Genomic DNA, 21,352 nt, shown 5'->3' with positions numbered 1-21,352 from the left:
CTGCACGTGTCCTCGTGAGGGAGACCACGCCCGCACCGGGCACCACCCACCAGAAAGGAACGGTCGCCATGACCACCACAGCACCCACCCGTCGCAGCCCCTGGAAGAAGATCGCCCTCACCGGCGGCGTCCTCCTCGCCGCGGGAGCCCTCGCCGGCGCCGGCGCGTTCGCCGTGTTCACCGACTCCGGGACCGCCGTCGGCAACGTCGACGCCGGCCAGACCGACATCGCGGTCACCGGAGCGTTCACCGTCGCGAACATCGCGCCCGGCGACACCGTCCAGCGCCCGATCAAGCTCGTCCTGCCGAACGCGACCAACGACGGCGACCTCGTCTCGTCGGTCCGGTTCTACCAGGACGTCACCAACGACGTCGTCGGCTCGGACACCACCGACCCGGGCCGCGTCGGCGCCTCCCTCGTCACCGGCGAGAACGGCCTCGACTACCGCCTGCTGACCTGCTCGACCGCCTGGGTCCCCGCCGCCGCTCCCGCGGAGGCCGGCCCCTACACCTGCGCGGGCACGCAGACCGTCACCGGCACCGGCAAGCTCTCGACCATCGGCGGAGTCGCCAACGCGGCGAACTTCACCCCGGCGAACTTCGGCATCACCCCCACCGCGACCGGGACCTTCCCCTCGGACGCCGGTGACGTGACGCTGAACACGCTGATCGAGCTCGTCCTGCCGACCGCGGCCGACAACGCCTACGAGAACGCCTCCGCCACGGTCACCTTCACCGCCGCCGCGATCCAGCGCGCCGGCATCCAGAAGTAGACCGTCCCCCACCGCCTCCGCCCTGCCCGGCCGCCGCCGGCGCGGGGCGGAGGCATCCCCCTTCTCCCGGAGTCGTCCCCATGCCACACGCCCGCGCGCTCGTCGCCGTCCTCGCGGCGGTGCTCCTCGCCCCTGCGGCGAGCGCCGAGCCCGTCGGAGTGCTCGACGTGCGCGAGCTCTCGGCACCCGGGTCCCTCACCGACCTCGCTCCGGGCGACCGCGCCGAGTGGGCGGTCGAGGCGACCAGCACCCGCCTGTCGCCGGAGGGGGTCTCCGTGGCCTTCGCGGTCGACGGAGGGACGCTGGCTCAGGACCCGCGCGACGGCCTCCAGCTGTCCGTCGAGCTCTGCGACTCGGCGTTCACCGTCGCCGAGGTCGTCGACGGCGCTCGCACGGTCGAGCGCTACCTCTGCCCCGGTGACGCGGTGCCGCTCGGATCCGGACCCGCGGCGACGCTCGGACGGCTCGACGGCGTGCGTCCGCTCGAGCCCGGGTCCACCGTGGGCGTGCGCGTCCGCGTCCGGTTCCCGGAGTCGGCCGGCAACGGGTCCGAGCTCGCGGCGGCGTCGCTGCGGGTGCTCGTGGGCACGACGGAGGAGGATCCCTCCGCGGCGCCCGGCCCCGGCTCCTTCCCGGGTGCGGCGGGCGGCGGGCTGGCCGTCACCGGCCGCGACCTGGGTGCTGCGCTCCTGGGCGGGATGCTCGCCCTCGGCTCGGGCGTCCTGCTCGCCGCGGCCGCGCGCCGTCGTCACCGGAGGGAGCAGGCGTGAAGGCCCTCCGCGCTCTCCTCGGCGGCCTGGTCACGATCGTGGCCGTCGCAGGCATCACCGTCTTCGTCCTCTCCGCCCTCGGTCTCGTGCGGCTCGTTCCGGTGCTGTCGAATTCGATGGCACCCGGGATGCCGGTCGGCTCCCTCGCCGTCACTCTGCCCGTCGACCAGGCCGGGATCCGCGCCGGCGACGTCATCGTCTTCACCGACCCCGACGATCTGGGCCGCCGCGTCATCCACCGCGTCACCTTCGTCTACTCCGAGGAGGAGGCGGCCGCCCTCCGTGGCCGCGAGCCCGGCCAGCTGGCGCTCACCACCAAGGGCGACAACAACGAGTCGGCCGACCCGTGGATCGTGACGATCGCGGACGAGCGGATCTGGCGCGAGAGCTCGGTGGTGCCGCTGCTGGGCTGGCCGAGCATCGGCCTCGCCCACCCGGAGGCGCGGTTCGCGCTCTTCGCCGCGGGCGGCGCGGTCGTCGTGGGCGCGCTCCTGATCGCCATCTGGCGCCGCCCCGCGGAGGTCGCCCCGTGAGCGGCGCGCACCGCTCCACCGACGGGACGCCGCCCCCGGAGCCGCAGCGTCCTCCGGTCGAGCACGGCCGGCACAGCGCACGCCCCACCGGCCGCGACCGCGGAGCGCCGCGCCACTCCCCCGACGTCCGCCGCCGCGTGGTCTCGCGCGCCGGTCTCACGGGCATCATCGCCGGCGCGCTCGTCCTCGGCGCCGCCGCCACTGCGACCGCCGTGTTCCTCGACCGCGCCTCCGTGAGCGCACGGGTCGCCTCCGGCACCGTCATCGCGAGTCTCTCCGGTACCGGAGCGACCACCGTGCCGGTCCCCGTCGCGGGCCTCGTCCCCGGCGGCACGGCCCGGCGCCTCCTCGACCTGACCAACGCCGGCACCCTGCCGATGTCGGCCCTCCAGCTGCAGACCACGACCGGCACCGACCTCTCGGACGGCCTGCATCTCGTGATCGAGCGCTGCACGCAGTCCTGGTCGGCCGATGCCGCGACCTGCCCCGGCACGGTCACCACCGTCTCGGCCGACCGGCCCGCCACCTCCCGGCTCGACCTGCCCGGCTCCCCCGCCCTCGCCGTCGGCGCGACCGACCACCTCCGCCTGACCGTGCGCCTGTCGGACTCGTCCCCGTCCGCCGCGCAGAGCACCTCCGCGACGCTGACCGTCACCGTCGTGGGCGTGCAGCGGCCGGGCCGCCAGCTGTAGGGCACGGTCGGCTCACTCGGCGGCGGCGAGTCCGACGGAGTCGCACAGCGCGTCCGCGTCGCTCGCCTCACCGGGCAGCACCACCGCCAGGCCGTCACCCTGACGGCAGGCCACCAGCGGCGGGACGGGCCTGCGCACCCCCCGCTCCGCAGCCGCGTTCGCCGCGGCGCGGTCGAGCTCGAAGCCGCCGTCCTCCCAGACGCCGGCGCAGAGACCGACCGCGGTCTCCGCCGACAGGGGCGCACCCTCCTCCAGGGGCTGCCCGTCCTGGTCGAGGAGGGACTCGGACACCTCCCCCACCAGGCCGGTGTCCACCGGTCCTCCAGCGCCTCGGGCACCCGCCTCGAGGGAGGCGGTCGGGTAGCAGCGCGCCCCGATCTGCGTGAGTGCAGGGGGAGTGAGCACCGCGGCACCCGCTGCGAGGAGCACGCCCCCGGCGAGGGCACCGGTCACCGCGACCACGGTGCGGCGACGACGGATCGCTCGGCGGTCGTTCCGCATTCTCCCGAGCACACGCTCTCGGACGAGCAGCGCGCGATCGCGTCCGGGGTAGTCGTCCGTGTTCACAGGGCACCTCTCACGTAGTCGTCGTCCCGGATCCTCCGGCGGAGGCGGGAGAGTCTGTTGCGGACCACCGAGGTGGTCACGTCCAGTTCGGCGGCGGCCTCGTCGTAGCCGAGTCCGCGCTCGAGGCATGCCGCGTAGATCCTCCGGTCGAGCTCGGGGAGCGCGGCGACGACCGCATCGACCGATCGGAGCAGCGCGGCCACCTCCGCCGCTCGCTCCGGCCCGTCGACGGTGGGCCCGTCGAGCACGTCGGCCCCGCTCGCGAGCGGCCTCCGAGAGCCTGCTCGGTTCTCGTTCATGGTCAGGTTCCGTGCGGTCACCATCAGCCACGGCAGAAGCGAGTCGCCCGCGATCCTCACCAGGTCGCGCTTTCTCCAGAGCACGATGAACGCCTCCTGCACCACGTCGTCGACGGCCGAGGCATCCGTCACCCGGCTGCCCACCAGCCGGAACACCGCCGGCGCGTGGCGGTCGTACAGCGCCCGCATCGCGGCCTCACCTCCGCTGCCGGCGAGCCGTCGGAGCAGCTCCCGATCCTCGACCTCGTCCGTCATGTGCGCCCGTCCTGCTCCCCCGTGCCCTGCCCGGCTCGGTCCGCCGGCGGCCGGTCGGCGATTCACCCTGCCGCGGCCCTCACGGAGAAGTCTCCGGAGGCGAGGATTCGTCTCGAAACAGTTGCAGGACATGACGATATGTCGGATGCTGGCTGCGGGTCCCGCCGACCCGACATCATCCGACACTCTTCAGACGGGACCATTCATGCCGATCATCACCCGACGCTTCCCCCTCACCGCCCGCGGCAGCTTCTCGCTCGTCGCCGGAGCGGTGTTCTGCATCGCTGCAGCATCTCCCGACTCCGCCAGGCTTCCCGAGGACTGCTCGATGCTGGTCGAGACCGGGCAGACGGTCTGTGTGGACCGCGGGGAGGACCTCGACGCCGCCGTACTCGCCCGGACCGGTCGCGTGGTCGTCGAGACCTCGCTCGACGACCCCTCGACGTCGAAGGCCGCGACGTCGCCGCTGAGCCTCGCCGACTCCCAGTACGTCCTCGGGTACGTCTACGACGACATCGACTTCGGAGGCGACAGCTTCAGGTTCACGACCTGGGATTCTGCGCTCTGCAGCCCCGGCAAGCGCTACGGGACAAGCTCGCTCCGTTCCATCGGATGGAACGACCGTTTGAGCTCGTTCTCCGGTCGCAACGGCTGCCTCGGCACGATCTTCATGGACGACGACTACTCGGGAGGCTCGTTCGGGCCGGTCGGAAGCGCCGCCTGGGTCGGTGATTCCTTCAACGACAAGGCGTCGTCGATCCAGTGGGCGCGCTGACGCAGCGCTGAGGTGCCCGAGACGGTCGGCGACACGCCGGAGCGTGCGACCATCTCGGGCACCTCAGCGCGGGGGCGCCGGCGGGGCTACTCCCAGAAGCCCCGGTGCGCGCTGGAGGCCTCCTCCTCGAGGTGCGGGCCCGAGACGACGATGGAGCGCTGACCGCGGGCGAACACCTCGCGGCACGGGAGCGAGAAGGTCGGGTTCTCGGGGTGGTCGCCCGTGAGCTCCAGGAGGCGGTGCTCGGAGAGGGCGTAGACCACGCGGTCCACGCCGGTCCAGTAGACGGCGCCCGAGCACATCGCGCAGGGCTCCGCGCTCGTGTAGAGGGTGCTGCCCGACATCCCCTCGGCCCCGAGCTCGCGGTACGCGGCGGCGACCGCGCGCAGCTCGGCGTGCTGCGTGGGATCGCCCTCCGGCGGGAGGGAGTTGTTGCCGGCCTCGGCGACGACGCGGCCGGCGGCGTCGACCACCAGGGCCGCGAAGGGGTGCCTGCCCTCGGCGCGGGAGCGCTCGGCGGCGGAGATGCTCCGGCGCAGGAACGCGAGGTCGTCGGTGCTGAGCTCGGTCATCGTGTCCTCCGCCTGTGTACAAACCGTCGATCCGACGTCGAGGGGGAGCATACGGTCACGGAAGTCCTCCGCCGAGGTGCCCGGGACGGTCGTCGACACCCCCCAGCGGACAGCTATCCCGGGCACGTCAGCGCCCACTACTCGCGCAGGGCCTCCACGGCCTCGTGGAAGCTCGTCACGTCCGCCCGCACCCCGTCCGGCCCCAGCACCGTCCAGGTCGTGCCTGTGCGGATCAACACGCCCAGCTCCTCGGCGGGCCGACGGCGGGTGCGTCGCAGCTCGAGCACGAAGACTCCGGGACGCGCCTCTCTGATCTCGGGAGTGCGCCGGTCGGGCAGCATCACGAGTCCTCCCCGAGGGTCAGCGGTAGACGCTCCACTCCTTCTTCACGATCCGGCGCTCCTCGCCGTCGACCGCGACGATCCACTCGCCGTCCTTCTTGGCCACGACCCGTCCGCGCAGGTACTGCGGCTCCCAGCCGTCGGCCTTGTTGACCCACTTCACGAATCGCGCGAACCGCCCCGGTGCCACGTCGTCTCTGGACATCTCCCGACTCCCCTCGTCGTCACCGGCACGACCATCGACCTCCGTCAGGAGAGCACCTCGCCCAGCGCGAGGAGGACCTCTCCTGTGAGGTCTCGAAGCCGGTACACCGACGGTAGAACGTGCTGCTGATAGTGGACGAGACCGTTGACTGATCGACGATCGTCTGGCAAAGGGTCAGGAGTCGAACAGCACGTGCGGCCGTCCGGCGTCGACGATCACGCGAGCGCGCACACCGTAGACGTCCCCGATCAGCGCCGGAGTGAGCACCTCCGCCGGGGTGCCGCCCGCCACCACGCACCCCTCGCGCAGCACCAGCAGCGCGTCGCAGAAGAGGGCCGCGAGGTTGAGGTCGTGCAGCGCCACGACCGTGGTCACCGGCAGCGCCCGCACCAGGGCCAGCAGCTCCAGCTGATGGCGGATGTCGAGGTGGTTGGTCGGCTCGTCCAGCAGCAGCTCGCGCGGCTCCTGCGCGAGCGCCCGGGCGATGTGCGCGCGCTGCCGCTCGCCGCCCGAGAGGGTGTGCCAGAGGTGGTCGGCCTTCGCCTCGAGGCCGACCTGCTCGAGGGCGCGGTCGATCGCGCGCAGGTCCTCGGCCGTGTCTGCGCCCAGGAGGGAGCGGTGCGGGGTGCGCCCGAGCCGGACGACGTCGCGGACGGGGAGGTCCGCCTCCGTCTCGGCCTGCTGCGTCACCGTGGCCACGGCCCGGGCGACCTCGCGGCGGCGGAGCGAGCGGAGCGGCGCGCCGTCGAGGGTGACGACGCCGGCGTCCGGAGCCGCGGTGCCCTGCAGCAGCCGCAGCAGCGACGACTTGCCCGAGCCGTTGGGCCCGAGCAGTCCGACGGTCGAGCCGGGAGCGGGGCTGAGCGAGACGCCGTCGACCACCAGGCGGCCGCCCCGGCGCCACGAGACCCGGTCGGCCTCGAGCGTCACGAGCGGCCTCTCCGCCGCAGGAGCAGCAGCATGAACACCGGCACGCCGACGAGTGCCGTGCCGACCCCCACCGGCAGCGGAGTCGGCGCGAACGCCACCCGCGACCCGGCGTCGACCCACACCAGGAACACCGCGCCGAGCAGGATCGTCGCCGGGATCACCCGCGAGTGCCGCTGCCCGAACACGAGTCGCGCGGCGTGCGGCAGCACCAGCCCCACGAAGCCGATCGCGCCGGCGATGCTCACCAGGGTCGCCGTCAGCAGGGCCGTCACCACCAGCAGGAGGAGGCGGGTACGGCCCACGTGCACGCCGAGCGACGCGGCCACGTCCTCCCCGAAGGCGAACGCGTCGAGCGTCCGGGCTGCGGCGAGGCAGACCACGGAGCCGAGCAGCACGACTCCTCCACTCAGCGCCACGTCGTCCCAGCGCATGCCCTCGAGGGAGCCGAGCAGCCAGAACATCACGCCGCGCGTCTCGTCCGAGTCGGCGAGCGCGAACACGATCAGCGAGGTCAGCGCCGAGAACAGCTGCGTGCTCGCCACCCCCGCCAGGATCACGCCCGAGGTGCCGCCCGCCGAGAACCGCGTGAGCAGCAGCACGAAGGCGAAGGCGACGAGCGCGCCGACGAAGGCGCCTCCGGAGAGCCCGACCACTCCTCCGCCGACCCCGAGCACGCCGACGAGCACAGCACCCGTGGACGCGCCGGAGGAGACGCCCAGCACGAACGGGTCGGCGAGCGGATTCCGCAGCAGCGACTGCAGGATCACTCCGCACACGCCGAGCCCCGCCCCGCACGCCGCGGCCACCAGCGCGCGCGGGAGACGCTCCTGCCAGACGATCGCGTCCTCGGCCGCACGCACAGGAACGGAGGCGAGCCCGAGGTGGTTGAGGAGGATGTCGCGGACGTTCACGAGCGAGACGTCGGCCGGGCCGAGCGTCACCGCGACGCCGACCGAGAGCGCCAGCGCGAGCAGCCCGCCGAGGACCAGCGCCGCGGCGACCAGACCCCGCGGCACACGGCGGACGAGGACCGTGCTCAGAGCGAGGCCCCGTTCTCGTCCCACCAGGCGCGGATCTTCTCGAGGCCGTCGACGAAGCGGATCGACGGGTTCAGCTCGGCGCCGTGCAGCGAGATGAAGCGGCCGTCCTGCACCGCGGGCAGGCTGCTGGTCAGCGGGTCCGAGCGGAGGAACGCGGTCTTGTCGTCGAGCCGGTCGCCGGGGAAGCGGTCGCGCTGCAGGTCGCCGAGGACCAGCACGTCCGGGTCGGCCGCGACGACGCTCTCCCAGCCCACGGCCGCCCAGTCGTCGGTCCGGTCGGCGAAGACGTTGGTCATGCCGGTCGTGGTGCCCAGCATCGAGGCGAAGTTGTAGCCGCCGGCCATGTAGGGCGTCCTGGTGTCCGCGAACCAGAAGGCGACGCTCCGGCCGCCGAAGTCGACTCCCTCCGTGGCGACCGCGGCGCGCGCCTGCAGCTGCGCGACCAGGGCGTCGCCGCGCTCCTGCACGTCGAACACCTCGGCGAGCTCGTGGATCTCCTGGTAGAGGTCGTCGACGGTCAGCGGGACGGTGCGCGTGCCGCTCCCGCCGTTGACGCTCTCTCCGCCGTCGCAGTCGGTGGGAGAGAGGTAGGAGCCGATGCCCGTCTCGGCGAGGCGCTCGCGCGAGGCGACCCCCTCGGGGGCGTAGTGGCGGCCGAAGGAGGCGGTGACGAAGTCGGGGTCGGCGCCGAGCAGCACCTCGTAGGTGGGCGCGTTGTCGGCCAGGCGCGGCACGCTCTCGTTCGCGGTGGCGAGGGTCTCGAGCACCGGGTCGGTCCAGGAGGCGGTGCCGACCATCCGGTCCTCCAGGCCGAGCGAGAGCAGGATCTCGGTCGAGTCCTGATCGAGGGAGACGACCCGCTGCGGAGGGGCGGTGACGGTGGTGCTCGTGCCGCAGTTCTCGACGGTCAGCGGGTAGGAGGTCGTGCCCTCCCCCGCGGCAGCCGTGCTCTCGGGCTCGATCTGCTCCGAGGCGCCGCAGCCGGTGAGGGCGAGCAGGGTCACGGCGGCGAGGGCGAGGGCGGCGGGGCGCCGGCGGTGCGTGGACATGGATCTCCCGTGGTTCGTGGGGCGTCGTTCGTCGGCGGGCAGCACCCCGGTGCGGCGCGGAGCCTCCGGGGTGGCGCGGAGCCTCCGGGGTGGCGCGGAGCCCGGGTAAGCATAGCCTTACCTCACCTCGACCCGTCCGGTCGCGCCAGTCGATCCGCGCCACGCGCCCTCGGCCCGACCGCCGGCGACTCCGCAGACGTCGCCGTGGGCGCGCGCGTGCACGGCGACGTCCGGGTTCTCGCCGCGCTCGGAGAACCCCGAACGGACGAGTAAGCGGACACCTGTCGCGCACCTCGCCTCCGCAGCCCCCAACCGGGTGGACAGCACCCCGGACACGGTTCCCCTGGGGGCGAGAGAGCGCGATCCTGGACACCGACGATCGCCGGCACCCGCCCCACCGCCCGCCGACCGTCACGGAAGGATCCTGTTGCCCCGCCACTCCGCCCGCACCGCCCCCTCCGGCCGGTCCGCGCTGGTGCGCAAGGCCGACGCCTCCGGCTACCGGCCCGAGATCGAGGGACTGCGCGCCGTCGCGTCCCTCCTGGTCGCGACCTTCCACATCTGGCTGGGCCGCGTCTCCGGAGGCGTCGACGTCTTCTTCGTGGTCGCCGGGTTCCTCACCACCCTCACCCTCCTCGGCCAGATCCGCCGGTTCGGACGCGTCCGTCCGATCGCCTTCCTCCGGAGGCTCGCCTCGCGGCTCTTCCCGGCGGCCGCGGTGGTGCTGGTCGTCGTCGCGGCGCTCGCTCCGCTCCTCCTGCGCCCCTCGCAGCTGCTGCAGACCTTCACCGAGGTGCTCGCCTCGACGTTCTCCGTCGAGAACGTCGCGCTCGCGCGGGCCGGAGTGGACTACCTCGCGCAGGACGACTTCCACTCGCCGGTGCAGAACCTCTGGGCGATGTCGGTGCAGGGGCAGTTCTACCTGATCTGGCTCGCCCTGGTGCTCGTCGCGACCCTCGCCGCCGTGCTGCTGCGGCGCCGCGCGCACCTGCCGCGGTTCCTGCTGGCGCTCGTCGCGGCGCTCACCGTCCTCTCGTTCGCGTTCTCCGTCGTTCTGGTCGGGATCGACCAGCCGACCGCTTACTACAGCACCCTCGCCCGGTCGTGGGAGTTCGGGCTCGGCTCGCTCGCGGCCCTCGTGCTCCCGGGCCTGTCGATCCCGGCGGCCCTGAGGACGGTCGCCGGCTGGCTGGGGCTGATCGGAGTCGTCTCCTGCGGATTCGTGCTCCAGGTCTCGAGCGCGTTCCCGGGCGCCGCGGCGCTCTGGCCGACCCTCTCGGCGGTGCTCGTCCTCGTCGCCGGGACCGGCCCCGCCCCGGAGCGCGGAGTCGGCCGGCTGCTGGCCCTGCGCCCGCTCGTGCGGCTGGGCGGCCTGAGCTACGGGCTCTATCTCTGGCACTGGCCGCTCCTGGTCTTCTGGCGTGAGAGCACCGGCGAGGACCCGACCGCGTCGACCGGCGTGGGCATCATCGCGGCGGCGGTCCTCCTCGCCGCCGCCTCGAAGCGCTTCCTCGAGGACCCCCTCCACCGCCGCGCCCCCGCCGAGCACCCGCACCGCCTCCGCGCGCTCGCCCCGGCGGCCCTGCTGGCCGTCGCCGCCCTGGTCGGGGTGACGGGCCTCACCGGCACGAACGCCGCGATCGCCGCCGACCTCACCCGCGCGCACGCACTCCCCGTCTCGACCGAGGGCTGCGTGGGAGCCGCGGCGCTCGCGAACTCCTGCCCGGACTCCTGGACCACGAGCCTGCCCGCCGTCGACGCCTCGGAGGACGGCTCCGTGCTGAACACCGACGAGTGCAGCACCGGCAACTCCGGCACCGAGCTCAAGGAGTGCCGCTTCGGCGATCCGGCCGGCCTTCGCGTGCTGCTCATCGGCAACTCGCACGCGGCGTCCTTCTTCCCGGCGCTGCGCGGCGTGGCGGAGGAGCGCGGCTGGGATCTGCACACCTACTACAAGACGGGCTGCGTCTTCTCGACCGCCGAGCGGCGCGACGACTCCGCCTCCGCCCGCCGCTCCTGCGACGTCTGGAACGAGAAGCTGCAGGGGGAGCTCGCGGGCCAGGACCCGTATGCGCTCGTGGTCACGGCCTACTCCGCGAAGAAGTCCGTGTTCGTCGACGCGTCCGGCACCCCCGACGAGCAGGCCGGGATCGACGGGTTCCACGAGTCGTGGGCGCCGCTGATCGCCCGCGGATCCACGGTGGTCGCGATCCGCGACAATCCGGTGCTGCCCTCGCTCGCCCTGCTGGCCTGCGCCGAGAAGCCGGGCTCCGCGGACGACTGCAGCGTGCCTCTCGACGAGGCCTTCGCCGACCGCGAGCTGATGGCCGCGGCGGCCGAGGGCTGGCCCGGTGCGGCCACGGTCGACCTCACCCGCTGGTTCTGCGACGACCGCGGCTGCCCCCTCGTGATCGGCGGAGTGAAGGTGTACCGCGACCTCGGGCACCTCACCGAGTCGTACGCCCGGACCCTGACGCCCTACCTCGGGGAGGCGCTGGACCCGCTGGTCGGCTGAGGGCGCTCGCGCTCGCCTCCGGACGCATGCAAGACTGTTTATACGAACAGGGATCGGAGGAGCCGATGGGCCACTCTCACGGCGTTCCGGCCGGCTCCGCCGCCGCCCGGCACCGGCGTCCGCTCGTGGCCGCCTTCGTGCTGACCGCGGCGTTCACGGTCGTCGAGTTCGCGGTCGGAGTCGCGACGGGCTCGCTCGCGCTGCTCTCGGACGCCGCGCACATGGGCACCGACGTGCTGGCGCTCGGAATGTCGATCGCCGCGATCTCGCTCGCCGCCCGCCCCGCCGCGAAGGGCCGCACCTACGGCTCCTACCGCCTCGAAGTGCTGGCCGCCCTCGCCAACGGCCTGCTGCTGTTCGCGGTCGCCGCGTTCGTGATCGTCGAAGCGGTCCGCCGCTTCGCCGAGCCGCCCGCGGTGCCCGGCGGCCCCCTCCTGATCACCGCCGTCGTGGGCCTGGCGGTCAACCTCGTGAGCCTGCGCCTGCTCTCGGCCGGCGCGAAGGAGAGCATCACCCTCCGCGGGGCCTCCCTCGAGGTGCTCGGCGACGCGCTCGGCTCCATCGGAGTGATCGTCGCGGCGATCGTGCTGCTCACCACCGGCTGGGCGTGGGCGGATCCGATCGTCGGCGTGCTGATCGGGCTGCTGATCCTGCCGCGCACCTGGTCGCTGACGCGGCAGGCGCTCGGGATCCTGATGGAGTCGGCGCCCGCGCACGTCGACCTCGCCGCGCTCGAGCGCGACGTCTGCGCCGTCCCCGGCGTGCTGGCGCTGCACGACCTGCACGTGTGGACGATCACCTCCGGCATGGAGAGCGCCACCGGCCACGTGGTCGTCGCCCCCGACGCCGACTACCGGACCGCGCTCTCGCGGGTGCTCGCCGTCCTCCGCGAGCGCCACGGCATCGACCACGCGACCATCCAGTGCGAGCCCGAGGCCTTCCCGGAGACGACGCACCGCCTCTGAGCGCGGCGCCGCCGTGCGCAGGGCCGCCCGCCCGCGGGCCTGCGCCCCCGGCACGCCTGCACCCACCCCGCGCCCACGACTCTCCAGGAGTTGTCGCACTCGGCGTCGAGCGCGACAACTCCTGGCCTCTCGCGGCGCGAGATCTCCTCGTGCGACCGCTCGACGGGCAGGCGCTCCGCCCGCGCTCCGCCCGCGCTCCGCCACTCTCCGCCACTCTCCAGGAGTTGTCGCACTCGGCATCGAGCGCGACAACTCCTGGCGTCTCGACGAGGGGAGGCCCGCCCGCCCTGAGCACCTTCCGATTGTTGACGTGAACATGTACAGTCGGCCGTCAGGGCGCGTTCACGTGAACACGCCCGCATTTCAATGGCGAAAGAGAGACCGCATCAATGTCGATGTCCTTCAGAAGGGTCGCCGCGCTCGCCACGAGCGCCGCCCTGGCCACAGGCGCCCTGCTGGCGATCCCCGCCGCAGCAGCCCCCGCTCAGGCCGCGGACGCGCTCCGCATCACGCCGAACCCCGCCGCCGCCGGTGAGGCGTTCGAGGGCTGGGGCACCAGCCTCGTCTGGTTCGCGAACGCGACCGGCAACTATCCCGAGGCCCTCCGCGAGGACCTGTACCAGAAGGTCTTCGGCGACAGCGGCCTCGACCTGAACATCGCCCGCTACAACATCGGCGGCGGCAACGCCTCCGACGTGAAGGACTACCTCCGCCCGGGCGGCGCCGTCGAGGGCTGGTGGAAGCCGAACCCGGCCGGCGACGCGGCGACCTACGGCGGCACCTCCACGAAGCTCGCCGACCGCGACGCGCTCCTGGCGAAGTGGAACCCGGACGACCCCGCCTCCTACGACTGGACCGCCGACGAGACGCAGCGCTGGTGGGTGGAGAAGCTCGCGCAGGAGAAGCAGATCTCGCACTGGGAGGCGTTCTCCAACTCCGCCCCGTACTTCATGACCGAGAGCGGCTACGTCTCGGGCGGCTTCGACGCGAAGAGCGAGCAGCTGAAGCCCGCCGCCGAGGAGAAGTTCGCGAAGTACCTCGTGGAGGTCACTGAGCACATGGAGGACGAGTACGGCATCGAGTTCGACACGCTCGACCCCTTCAACGAGCCGAACACGGACTACTGGGGCACGCAGCTCTCCAACGGCGTCCCGACCGGCGGACGCCAGGAGGGCATGCACGTCGGCCCGACGCGCCAGGCGGGTCTGATCCCCGACGTCGTCGCCGCGCTGGACGCCTCGACCACCGACGCCGGACTCGCCGCGATGGACGAGACCAACCCCGACATCTTCGCCACGAACTGGGCCGCCTACTCCGCCGCCGTCCGCGCCGAGGTCGACCGGATGAACGTCCACACCTACGGGACCTCGGGCCGCCTCAAGGTCCGCGACCTCGCGAAGCAGGCCGACACCGACCTCTGGATGAGCGAGATCGAAGGCAACTGGGTCAAGGGGTTCGACCCCACCAACATGGAGAACGGCCTCGGCATCGCCGGCCGCATCAACGACGACCTGCGCGAGCTCGAGCCCGAGGCGTGGGTGCTCTGGCAGCCCGTCGAGGACTACTACAACATGCAGCAGCCCGCGCCCAAGGGCGAGAACCTCAACTGGGGCTCCGTCTACATCGACCTGGACTGCAAGCCCTACCAGGAGAACGGGACCGAGGTCTGGAAGTCGGTCCGCCGCGTCGCCGACGCCGGTGGCGACTCCACCAAGGCCCCGGTCTGCGGCGTCGAGACGAACTCGAAGTTCAACACCATCCGGAACTTCACGAAGTTCATCCACGAGGGCGACCACCTGATGCCCTCCACGGACAGCTCCTCCACCGCCGCCGTCCGCGGCGACGGCTCGGGCGCGACCGTCGTGCACGCCAACAGCACCACGGCCGACCAGACCGTCGTGCTCGACCTGTCCCGCTTCGGCACCATCGCCGACACCGCGGCGGTCACCCCCTACGTCACCACGAAGGCCTCCTCGGCCGCCGCTCCCACGAGCAACGCGCTGGTCGCGAAGACCCCGGTGGCCGTCGACCGCATCTCACGCACCGCCACGATCACCGTGCCCGCCAAGTCGGTCACGAGCTTCTCGATCGACGGAGTCTCGGGAGTCGCCGACTCCGCCCCCGCCCTGCGCGACGGCCACCGCTACCAGCTGGTCGGCACCCAGAGCGGCAAGGCGCTGACCGGCAACCCCTCGGGTGCCGCGACCACGCTCACCACGCTCGCCACCGACTCCGCCACGGCCGCCAAGCAGACCTGGACCGTCCGCGAGGTCGCCGCCGGCGACCGCGAGGCCACCCGCCGCGTCGTGCTCGTCAACGGCGACGGACGGGTGCTCGGAGCGACGACCGCCGGCACCGACCTGCGCACGCTGTCCGTCGACACGGCGAAGACGACCGCCGCGACCCGCTGGATCGTCAACACCACCGACGGCGTGAACTTCTCGCTCGTCAACGAGGCGATCGCCCAGTCGCTCGACGTGAACGGCGCCTCCAGCGCCGACGGCGCGGCGGTCGGGGTCTACACCTCCAACGGCGGAGCGAACCAGTCGTGGACCCTCCGCGACCTCGCCCCGGCCACGGGTCAGACCGTCGCGGTCCGCACCACGGCGGGCGTCGCTCCGACCCTGCCCGCGAGCATCACTCCGCAGTACTCCTGGGGAGCCGGCGCACCGCTCGCCGTCACCTGGCAGCGCCCCGCCGACTCGGCGTACGGCTCGACCGGCCGCGTCGAGGTGCCCGGCACCGCGACCGACCTCTACGGCCAGACGATCACCGTCACCGCGCTCGTCGACGTGGGCGGACTGACCGCGACCGATCCCGTGTCGGTCACGGCCGCCGCGGGCGCCTCGGTCACCGGAGTGAAGGCCTCGGCTCCGACCACGGTCCCCGCCCGCGTGGGCGCCTCGGCCAGCACCTTCCCGGTGCCGGTCGTCTGGGACTGGACGCCGCTCACCACCGCCTCCCTCGCCCAGGCCGGGCAGGTGACGGTCTCGGGAACGGCGACCGCCGACGGCGCGTCGCTCCCCGCCACGCTCACGGTGCTCGTCACCACGGGCACGCTCCGCAACTTCAACCCGGACGCCGGCATCGTCGCGACCGCGTCGTCGTCGGAGTCGGGCTACGGACCGGAGCGCACCCGCAACGGCGTCGACGGCGACAAGGGCTGGTCGAACTGGACCAACGGCACCAAGGCCGCGCAGAGCTCGCTGACGTACACCTTCCCCTCGACCCACCAGGTCGAGAAGGTGTCGGTGCAGTTCCTCGCCGACGGCGGCACCAGCTGGGCGCAGACCTACCAGCTGCAGTACCAGGCCGCCGACAGCACGACCTGGACCGCGGTCCCCGGCTACGAGTCGGCCGTGGCCCTCGCGTCGCCGGCCGGCGGAACGGCTCCCACCCTGGTGGCGTCGTTCGCGCCCGTCACGGCCAAGGCCTTCCGCGTCGTGATGAACGCCTACGACAACACGCACCTGATCGTGGCCGAGACCAAGCTCTACGAGTCGGTCGCCTCGGCGGCCGCGGTCACCACCCTGGGCGCCCTGCGCGTCGGCGGAGCCGGCATCGCCGGGTTCGACCCGGCCCGCACCTCCTACGCGGTCACCGTCGAGGGCACCGCGATGCCGGTGATCGGAGCAGTGGCGACCGACTCGGCGGCCACCGTGCGGATCACCCAGCCGACGAAGGCGAACGGCGGAGTCGCGACCATCGCGGTCCGCGCCGCCGACGGCTCCGTCACGTCGACCACGACGGTGACGGTGACCCTGAAGGCGCCCGCCGCCCTCGCGATCGCGGTCACGGCGACCACCCGCTGCGTCGCCGGCAAGGTGACGCTCACCGTCGCGGCGAAGAACGGATCCGCCGTGCCGGTCTCGATGACCATCGCGACGCCCTCCGGGTCGAAGCAGGTCACCGGAGTCGCCCCCGGCGCGAGCGGCAGCGCCGCGTTCACCACGCGCGCCGCCTCGGTGGCGGCCGGTCAGGCGACCGTCACCGCGACGGGCACCGTCGACGGCAAGCAGGTCACCTCGGTGGCGACGGGAGCGTACGCGGCCCGCAGCTGCTGACGCCCCCTCCGGCACGGACCGCCTCCGCCCCTCCGGGGACGGGGGCGGTCCGTCGTTCGCCGTGGGAGCGGTGCGGCAGGGGCCGCTAGGACAGGGGCCGTCAGGACAGGGGCCGTCAGGACAGGGGCCGTCAGGGCAGGGGCCGTGCGTCGCGGGATCTCGAGACACCCGCTGCGCGGGCTACTCGATCAACAAGGACCTGACGCCCCGTGCAGGCCGGACACCCGCCCCCACCCCGGCTGGTCCCGAACCGCACACTCGTGCCGGTCGGGCAGCCGCCGCATCCCTGCCGGTCGGGCAGCCGCGGCACGCGGCGACTCGACACCCACCGACTCCGAACGGGTCGGGAAGCCGCCCGCGACTCATGCCTGTCGGGCAGCCGCGGCACGCGGCGACTCGAGACGCGTCAGTGCCCCGCAGCCGCCCCGTCGCGCTTCCGCAGGCGCGAGACGCCCATCACGACGGCCGCGATGACCAGACCCAGCACGAGGCCGAAGATCATCGAGACGAAGGTGTCGGCCAGCCAGACGACGACCGGGCCCGCGCCCTCGACCGCATGGGTGACGACGTGCACGAGGTCGTACGGACCGTGCCAGACCGTCTCGGCGAGGTTCGCGACGACGAGGTGCCCGCCGACCCAGAGCATGGCGAGCGTCCCGATGATGCTGATCGCGCGGAACACGACGGGCATCGACGCGACGATCCTCGCTCCGGTGCGCCGCACGCCGCGGGCCGCGTTCTTCATCAGGCGCAGGCCCACGTCGTCGATCTTCACGAGCAGGGCGACCGCGCCGTAGACGAGCACCGTCATCCCGAGCCCGACGACCAGGAGCGCGCCGAGCGTGGGCCAGATCCCGAAGTCGGGGTCGAGGCCGTCGAGCGCGATCAGCATGATCTCGGTGCTCAGGATGAGGTCGGTGCGGATGGCGCCGAAAACGAGCTTCTTCTCGTCGCGCGCCTCCGTCTCGTGGCCGCCGTGCGAGACGCCGAACCACTCCAGCACCTTCTCCGCCCCCTCGAAGCAGAGGAAGGCGCCGCCGAGGATCAGCAGGTACGGCAGCACCTGCGGCGCGAACGCCGAGAGCAGCAGCGCCAGCGGGATGATGATGACGAACTTGTTGAACAGGCTCCCCAGCGCGATCCGACCGACCACCGGCAGCTCCCGCGCGGGCGTGAGGCCCTGCACGTACTGCGGGGTGACGGCCGCGTCGTCGATCACGACGCCCGCCGTCTTGGCGCTCGCCTTCAGGGCGGCGGTGAGGATGTCATCGACAACCGCGAGCAGGCCGACCGACATGTGCGTCTCCTTGGAGGTCCGGGGTGAGAGGGCTCACAGTATCGCGCGCGGGCGGCGGCTCCGCGTCGCCGGCCGCGTGCGATCCGCAGGAGGGTGCCGTCTACAGGAGTGCGTGCGATCTGCAGGAGTGCGTGCGATCTGCAGGAGGTTGCTCAGCGGGGGACGTGTGCGTGAGCTATCTGCAGGAGCGTGTGCGATCTGCAGGAGCGATGTGCAGGAGTGCGCGCTGTCCGCAAGGGAGCCAGACCCCTTGAGGTGTGCGATCTGCAGGAGTGCGTGCCGTCTGCAGGAGTGCGTGCGATCTGCAGGTGCGATGTGCAGGCCATCCGTCCGAGGGAGCGCTCTCCTCCGGATAGGCCGCCGAGAAACGCGAGAATCCCCTGCAGACCGCACTAGCCGACCCTGCAGATCGCACAGGTGCCTGCAGATCGCACGTGAGGCGGAGGAAGAGGACTAGGACCAGGACTAGGACTAGGACTAGGACTAGGAGCCGGACGAGCGGGAGGACGCCGAGGACGCGGACGACGCGGAGGAAGAAGCCGCACCCGACCCGGACGCCCCCGCCCCCGCCCCACCGCTCGGCGCCGGCCCCGTGCTCTCGCGCACGATCAGCCGGGTCGGCACCAGCGACACCCCGGTGCGCTCGCCCGACTCGAGCTCGCGCAGCAGGATGTCGACCGAGCGGCGGCCCGTGTCGCCGAAGAACTGGCGCACCGTCGTCAGCGGCGGCCAGAAGCTCGCCGACTCCTGCATGTCGTCGAAGCCCGCGACGCTCACCTCGCCGGGCACGGCGCGTCCGGCCTCGTGCAGCGCGCGCAGCACGCCGAGCGCCATCTGGTCGTTCGCGGCGAAGATCGCGGTGACCTCGGGATCGGCGGCGAGCCGCTTGCCGAGGCGGTAGCCGGAGTCGGTGGACCAGTCGCCGACCAGCACCTCCGGCACCGGGGCGCCGCGCTCGATCAGGGTCGACTCCCACGCCTCGTGGCGGCGCTCGGCGGAGTAGGAGCGGTCCGGGCCGGCGATGTGGTGCACGGTGCGGTGGCCGAGTCCGAGCAGGTGCTCGACGGCCTGACGGGCGCCCGACATCTGGTCGGTGTCGACCACGGGGTACTTCTCGCCGCCGGCGGAGTCGACGACCACCACGGGCAGCTCCGGCGGCAGGACGATGTCGGCCTCGTCGAGCAGGTGCGCCTCGACGATGATGATGACGCCGTCGACCGCCTCCTCGCTCAACCGGTGGAACGCGACCGAGACCTCGCCCTGGGTGGGGTGGGAGACGGGGATGAGGGTGATCGAGTAGCCCGCGTCGGCGGACGCGACCGCGATGGCGTCGAGGGTGCGCATATTGCCGAACGAGGACAGCGTGAACATGATCACGCCGATGCTGTGGAAGCGTCCCGTCCGCAGCGCCCGCGCAGCACTGTTGGGCCGGTAGCCGAGGGCCCGCATCGCCTCGAGGACCCGCTCGCGCGTCTCGCCGTCGACGTTCTGCTTGCCGTTCGACACCCGCGAGACCGTCTGGCCCGAGACGTTCGCGCGCCGGGCCACGTCGGCCATCGAGACGCCGCGTCGCGGCCGGGCGGACGGGGACGGGCGGTCGGTCTCGAGTGCCATGGGGTTCCCTTTATAGCGCGCCGCCCGTCAGCCGTGGTGCATCGTGCGCCGGATCGTGACGCAGGAACAGTCGCGGGTGGCGACGTGAACATGCTACGGTGACGCTCTGCCATGTTGACGTGAACATGGCGGGCCCGCACTACTCCCGAACGGAATCCCATGACGACGACGTCTCCCCCCGTCCCGCTGAGCGAGGTCGCCCCTCCGGCGTCCCCCCTCGCGGCCCCGAAGTCGCGGGCGAAGAGCGAGTGGAAGGGCCTGGCGTTCGTCGCCCCCTTCCTCGTCGTCTTCCTCCTGGTCTTCATCGCCCCGGTCGTCTACTCGATCTACCTCAGCCTGTTCCGCGAGCAGCTGGTGGGCGGCAACTCCTTCGTCGGCTTCGCCAACTACACGGCGATCTTCACCGACCCGAACTTCTGGGAGGGCTTCGGCCGCGTCCTGCTGTTCCTCGTCGTGCAGGTCCCCGTGATGCTCGTGCTGGCCCTCGTCGCGGCCCTCGCGATCGACAGCGGCCGCCTCCACGGCACCGGCTTCTTCCGCATCGTGGTCTTCCTCCCCTACGCCGTCCCCGCGGTCGTCGCGGTGCTGATGTGGGGCTTCATCTACGGCGACAACTTCGGCCTGGCCGCGAACGTCAACGACCTGCTCGGCTCCGATGTCGTCCAGCCCTTCTCGCGCGACTGGATCCTCGCCTCGATCGGCAACATCGTCACGTGGGAGTTCGTGGGCTACAACATGCTCATCTTCTACTCCGCGCTGAAGACGATCCCCGGCGAGCTCTACGAGGCGGCCGAGATCGACGGCGCCGGCCCGATGCGCGTCATCCGCTCGATCAAGCTGCCCGCCCTGCGCGGCGCGATCGTCATCGCCACGATCTTCTCGATCATCGGCAGCTTCCAGCTGTTCAACGAGCCGAACATCCTCCGGACGCTGGCGCCGAACATCATCACCACCTACTTCACCCCGAACATGTACGCCTACAACCTGTCCTTCGCCGGTCAGCAGTACAACGCGTCGGCCACGGTCGCCATCGTCATGGGCGTGATCACCGCGGTGATCGCCTACGTCGTGCAGCTCCGCGGCGCGCGGAAGGAGAACTGATGGCCCTCGCGACCGCTCCCCGGACGCCCTCCCGCGCCCCGAAGCGCCCGGCCGCCCGCCGCGGCTCCTCGGTGCAGCCCAAGAAGTCGATCGCCTTCACCCTGCTGATGTCGGTCTTCATCCTCTACAGCCTCGTGCCGCTGGCCTGGCTGGTCATCAACGCGACGAAGACGCAGGCCGGCCTGCTCTCGAGCTTCGGCCTCTGGTTCGACGGCGACTTCGTCTTCTTCCAGAACATCGCCGACACCCTCAGCTACCGCGACGGGATCTTCCTCCGCTGGCTCGGCAACACCCTGCTCTACGTCGTCGTCGGCGCCGGAGGAGCGACGCTCCTGGCCACGCTCGCCGGCTACGGCCTCGCGAAGTTCCGCTTCACGGGCCGCAAGGCGGTCTTCGCCGTGGTGCTCGGAGCGATCGCGGTCCCCGGCACGGCCCTCGCCGTCCCGACGTTCCTCATGTTCAGCCAGCTCGGCCTGACCAACACCCCGTGGGCGATCATCATCCCCTCGCTGATCAGCCCGTTCGGCCTCTACCTGGTATGGGTCTACGCGGTGGAGTCGGTGCCCACCGAGCTGCTCGAAGCGGCGCGGATGGACGGGGCGGGGGAGTTCCGCACCTTCTTCACCATCTCCATCCGACTCCTCGCCCCCGGCATCGTGACCGTGCTGCTGTTCTCGGTCGTCGCGACCTGGAACAACTACTTCCTCCCGCTGATCATGCTGAGCGACCCCACCTGGTACCCGCTCACCGTCGGCCTCAACCAGTGGAACGCGCAGGCCACCGGCGTCAGCGCGCAGCCGATCTACAACCTCGTGATCACGGGCTCGCTGCTCACGATCATCCCCATCGTCGTCGCCTTCCTCGGACTCCAGCGCTTCTGGCAGTCCGGCCTGAGCGCCGGCAGCGTCAAGGGCTGAGCCCTCCCCTACCCATCCCCCGGCCGGAGCGTCCTGCCCCGTCCACAGCACCCGCAGCACGAAGAAGTGAAGGGAAAC

The 21,352-nt window shown here is 72.3% G+C and carries 20 protein-coding genes; 10 read left to right on the top strand and 10 right to left on the bottom strand.

Annotated elements, in window-relative coordinates; all coding sequences use genetic code 11:
- The first annotated feature begins 68 nt into the window (after window positions 1–68).
- The 4 genes from C5D08_RS03415 to C5D08_RS03400 all read left to right on the top strand — a co-directional run bounded on the left by C5D08_RS03415 (window position 69) and on the right by C5D08_RS03400 (window position 2,768).
- Window positions 69–773 (top strand): TasA family protein, encoded by a 705-nt coding sequence (locus tag C5D08_RS03415; RefSeq protein ID WP_104275821.1) that lies wholly within the window; start codon window positions 69–71, stop codon window positions 771–773.
- A gap of 80 nt (window positions 774–853) precedes the next feature.
- The gene (locus tag C5D08_RS03410) at window positions 854–1,543 is read left to right on the top strand and encodes a sortase (RefSeq protein ID WP_104275820.1); all 690 of its coding nucleotides are present in this window, start codon (window positions 854–856) and stop codon (window positions 1,541–1,543) included.
- Window positions 1,540–2,076: a signal peptidase I gene (locus C5D08_RS03405; protein WP_104275819.1), complete on the top strand. Its 537-nt coding sequence runs from the start codon at window positions 1,540–1,542 to the stop codon at window positions 2,074–2,076. The genes C5D08_RS03410 and C5D08_RS03405 overlap by 4 nt, the downstream gene beginning before the upstream one ends.
- Window positions 2,073–2,768: a peptidase gene (locus tag C5D08_RS03400; protein ID WP_104275818.1), complete on the top strand. Its 696-nt coding sequence runs from the start codon at window positions 2,073–2,075 to the stop codon at window positions 2,766–2,768. The genes C5D08_RS03405 and C5D08_RS03400 overlap by 4 nt, the downstream gene beginning before the upstream one ends.
- 12 nt (window positions 2,769–2,780) lie before the next feature.
- Here the strand turns inward: C5D08_RS03400 and C5D08_RS03395 are convergent, their stop codons facing one another.
- Window positions 2,781–3,269, bottom strand: coding sequence for a hypothetical protein (locus tag C5D08_RS03395; protein WP_146082532.1), 489 nt, complete (start codon window positions 3,267–3,269; stop codon window positions 2,781–2,783).
- 62 nt (window positions 3,270–3,331) lie between these two features.
- A complete protein-coding gene (locus C5D08_RS03390; protein ID WP_181110079.1) occupies window positions 3,332–3,889 on the bottom strand; it encodes an RNA polymerase sigma factor in 558 nt (185 codons plus the stop codon).
- Window positions 3,890–4,094: 205 nt separating this feature from the next.
- Between C5D08_RS03390 and C5D08_RS03385 the strand changes: the two genes are divergently transcribed.
- A complete protein-coding gene (locus C5D08_RS03385; protein WP_104275815.1) occupies window positions 4,095–4,664 on the top strand; it encodes a hypothetical protein in 570 nt (189 codons plus the stop codon).
- A gap of 86 nt (window positions 4,665–4,750) precedes the next feature.
- Here the strand turns inward: C5D08_RS03385 and C5D08_RS03380 are convergent, their stop codons facing one another.
- The 6 genes from C5D08_RS03380 to C5D08_RS03355 all read right to left on the bottom strand — a co-directional run bounded on the left by C5D08_RS03380 (window position 4,751) and on the right by C5D08_RS03355 (window position 8,801).
- On the bottom strand, window positions 4,751–5,287 hold the full coding sequence (locus C5D08_RS03380; protein ID WP_181110078.1) for a nucleoside deaminase: 537 nt from the start codon (window positions 5,285–5,287) through the stop codon (window positions 4,751–4,753).
- 86 nt (window positions 5,288–5,373) lie between these two features.
- On the bottom strand, window positions 5,374–5,577 hold the full coding sequence (locus C5D08_RS03375; protein ID WP_104275813.1) for a hypothetical protein: 204 nt from the start codon (window positions 5,575–5,577) through the stop codon (window positions 5,374–5,376).
- Between the two features lie 19 nt (window positions 5,578–5,596).
- On the bottom strand, window positions 5,597–5,782 hold the full coding sequence (locus C5D08_RS03370; RefSeq protein ID WP_104223398.1) for a hypothetical protein: 186 nt from the start codon (window positions 5,780–5,782) through the stop codon (window positions 5,597–5,599).
- A gap of 174 nt (window positions 5,783–5,956) precedes the next feature.
- Window positions 5,957–6,712 carry an ABC transporter ATP-binding protein gene (locus tag C5D08_RS03365; protein ID WP_104275812.1) on the bottom strand — a complete coding sequence of 252 codons (756 nt, stop codon included), beginning with the start codon at window positions 6,710–6,712 and terminating at the stop codon, window positions 5,957–5,959.
- A complete protein-coding gene (locus C5D08_RS03360; protein WP_374953944.1) occupies window positions 6,709–7,776 on the bottom strand; it encodes a FecCD family ABC transporter permease in 1,068 nt (355 codons plus the stop codon). Before C5D08_RS03360 ends, C5D08_RS03365 begins: the two co-directional genes overlap by 4 nt.
- Entirely contained in the window at window positions 7,749–8,801 is a 1,053-nt protein-coding gene (locus tag C5D08_RS03355) for an ABC transporter substrate-binding protein (RefSeq protein ID WP_104275811.1), read from the bottom strand. Before C5D08_RS03355 ends, C5D08_RS03360 begins: the two co-directional genes overlap by 28 nt.
- 427 nt (window positions 8,802–9,228) lie before the next feature.
- On the opposite strand from C5D08_RS03355, the gene C5D08_RS03345 reads away from it, so the two are divergent.
- The 3 genes from C5D08_RS03345 to C5D08_RS03335 all read left to right on the top strand — a co-directional run bounded on the left by C5D08_RS03345 (window position 9,229) and on the right by C5D08_RS03335 (window position 16,345).
- Window positions 9,229–11,316, top strand: a complete 2,088-nt coding sequence (locus tag C5D08_RS03345; RefSeq protein WP_181110076.1) for an acyltransferase family protein — start codon at window positions 9,229–9,231, stop codon at window positions 11,314–11,316.
- A 65-nt stretch (window positions 11,317–11,381) separates the two neighbouring features.
- Window positions 11,382–12,281, top strand: coding sequence for a cation diffusion facilitator family transporter (locus tag C5D08_RS03340; protein WP_104275808.1), 900 nt, complete (start codon window positions 11,382–11,384; stop codon window positions 12,279–12,281).
- Window positions 12,282–12,676: 395 nt separating this feature from the next.
- Window positions 12,677–16,345: a glycoside hydrolase gene (locus C5D08_RS03335; RefSeq protein WP_146086071.1), complete on the top strand. Its 3,669-nt coding sequence runs from the start codon at window positions 12,677–12,679 to the stop codon at window positions 16,343–16,345.
- A gap of 406 nt (window positions 16,346–16,751) precedes the next feature.
- Here C5D08_RS03335 and C5D08_RS03330 read toward each other — a convergent pair whose 3' ends face one another.
- Both C5D08_RS03330 and C5D08_RS03325 read right to left on the bottom strand, forming a co-directional pair.
- The gene (locus tag C5D08_RS03330) at window positions 16,752–17,642 is read right to left on the bottom strand and encodes a DUF808 domain-containing protein (protein WP_104275806.1); all 891 of its coding nucleotides are present in this window, start codon (window positions 17,640–17,642) and stop codon (window positions 16,752–16,754) included.
- 483 nt (window positions 17,643–18,125) lie between these two features.
- Window positions 18,126–19,256 carry a LacI family DNA-binding transcriptional regulator gene (locus C5D08_RS03325; RefSeq protein ID WP_146086070.1) on the bottom strand — a complete coding sequence of 377 codons (1,131 nt, stop codon included), beginning with the start codon at window positions 19,254–19,256 and terminating at the stop codon, window positions 18,126–18,128.
- 159 nt (window positions 19,257–19,415) lie between these two features.
- Here C5D08_RS03325 and C5D08_RS03320 point away from each other — a divergent pair, with 159 nt between their 5' ends.
- Together C5D08_RS03320 and C5D08_RS03315 are read left to right on the top strand one after the other, a co-directional pair.
- Entirely contained in the window at window positions 19,416–20,357 is a 942-nt protein-coding gene (locus C5D08_RS03320) for a carbohydrate ABC transporter permease (RefSeq protein WP_104226355.1), read from the top strand.
- Window positions 20,357–21,274, top strand: a complete 918-nt coding sequence (locus C5D08_RS03315) for a carbohydrate ABC transporter permease (protein ID WP_104275805.1) — start codon at window positions 20,357–20,359, stop codon at window positions 21,272–21,274. Before C5D08_RS03320 ends, C5D08_RS03315 begins: the two co-directional genes overlap by 1 nt.
- Window positions 21,275–21,352 lie beyond the last annotated feature (78 nt).

Source organism: Rathayibacter sp. AY1B6, assembly GCF_002932755.1.
Classification (GTDB): Bacteria; Actinomycetota; Actinomycetes; order Actinomycetales; family Microbacteriaceae; genus Rathayibacter.
This window is presented reverse-complemented; position numbering and strand designations above follow the sequence as displayed.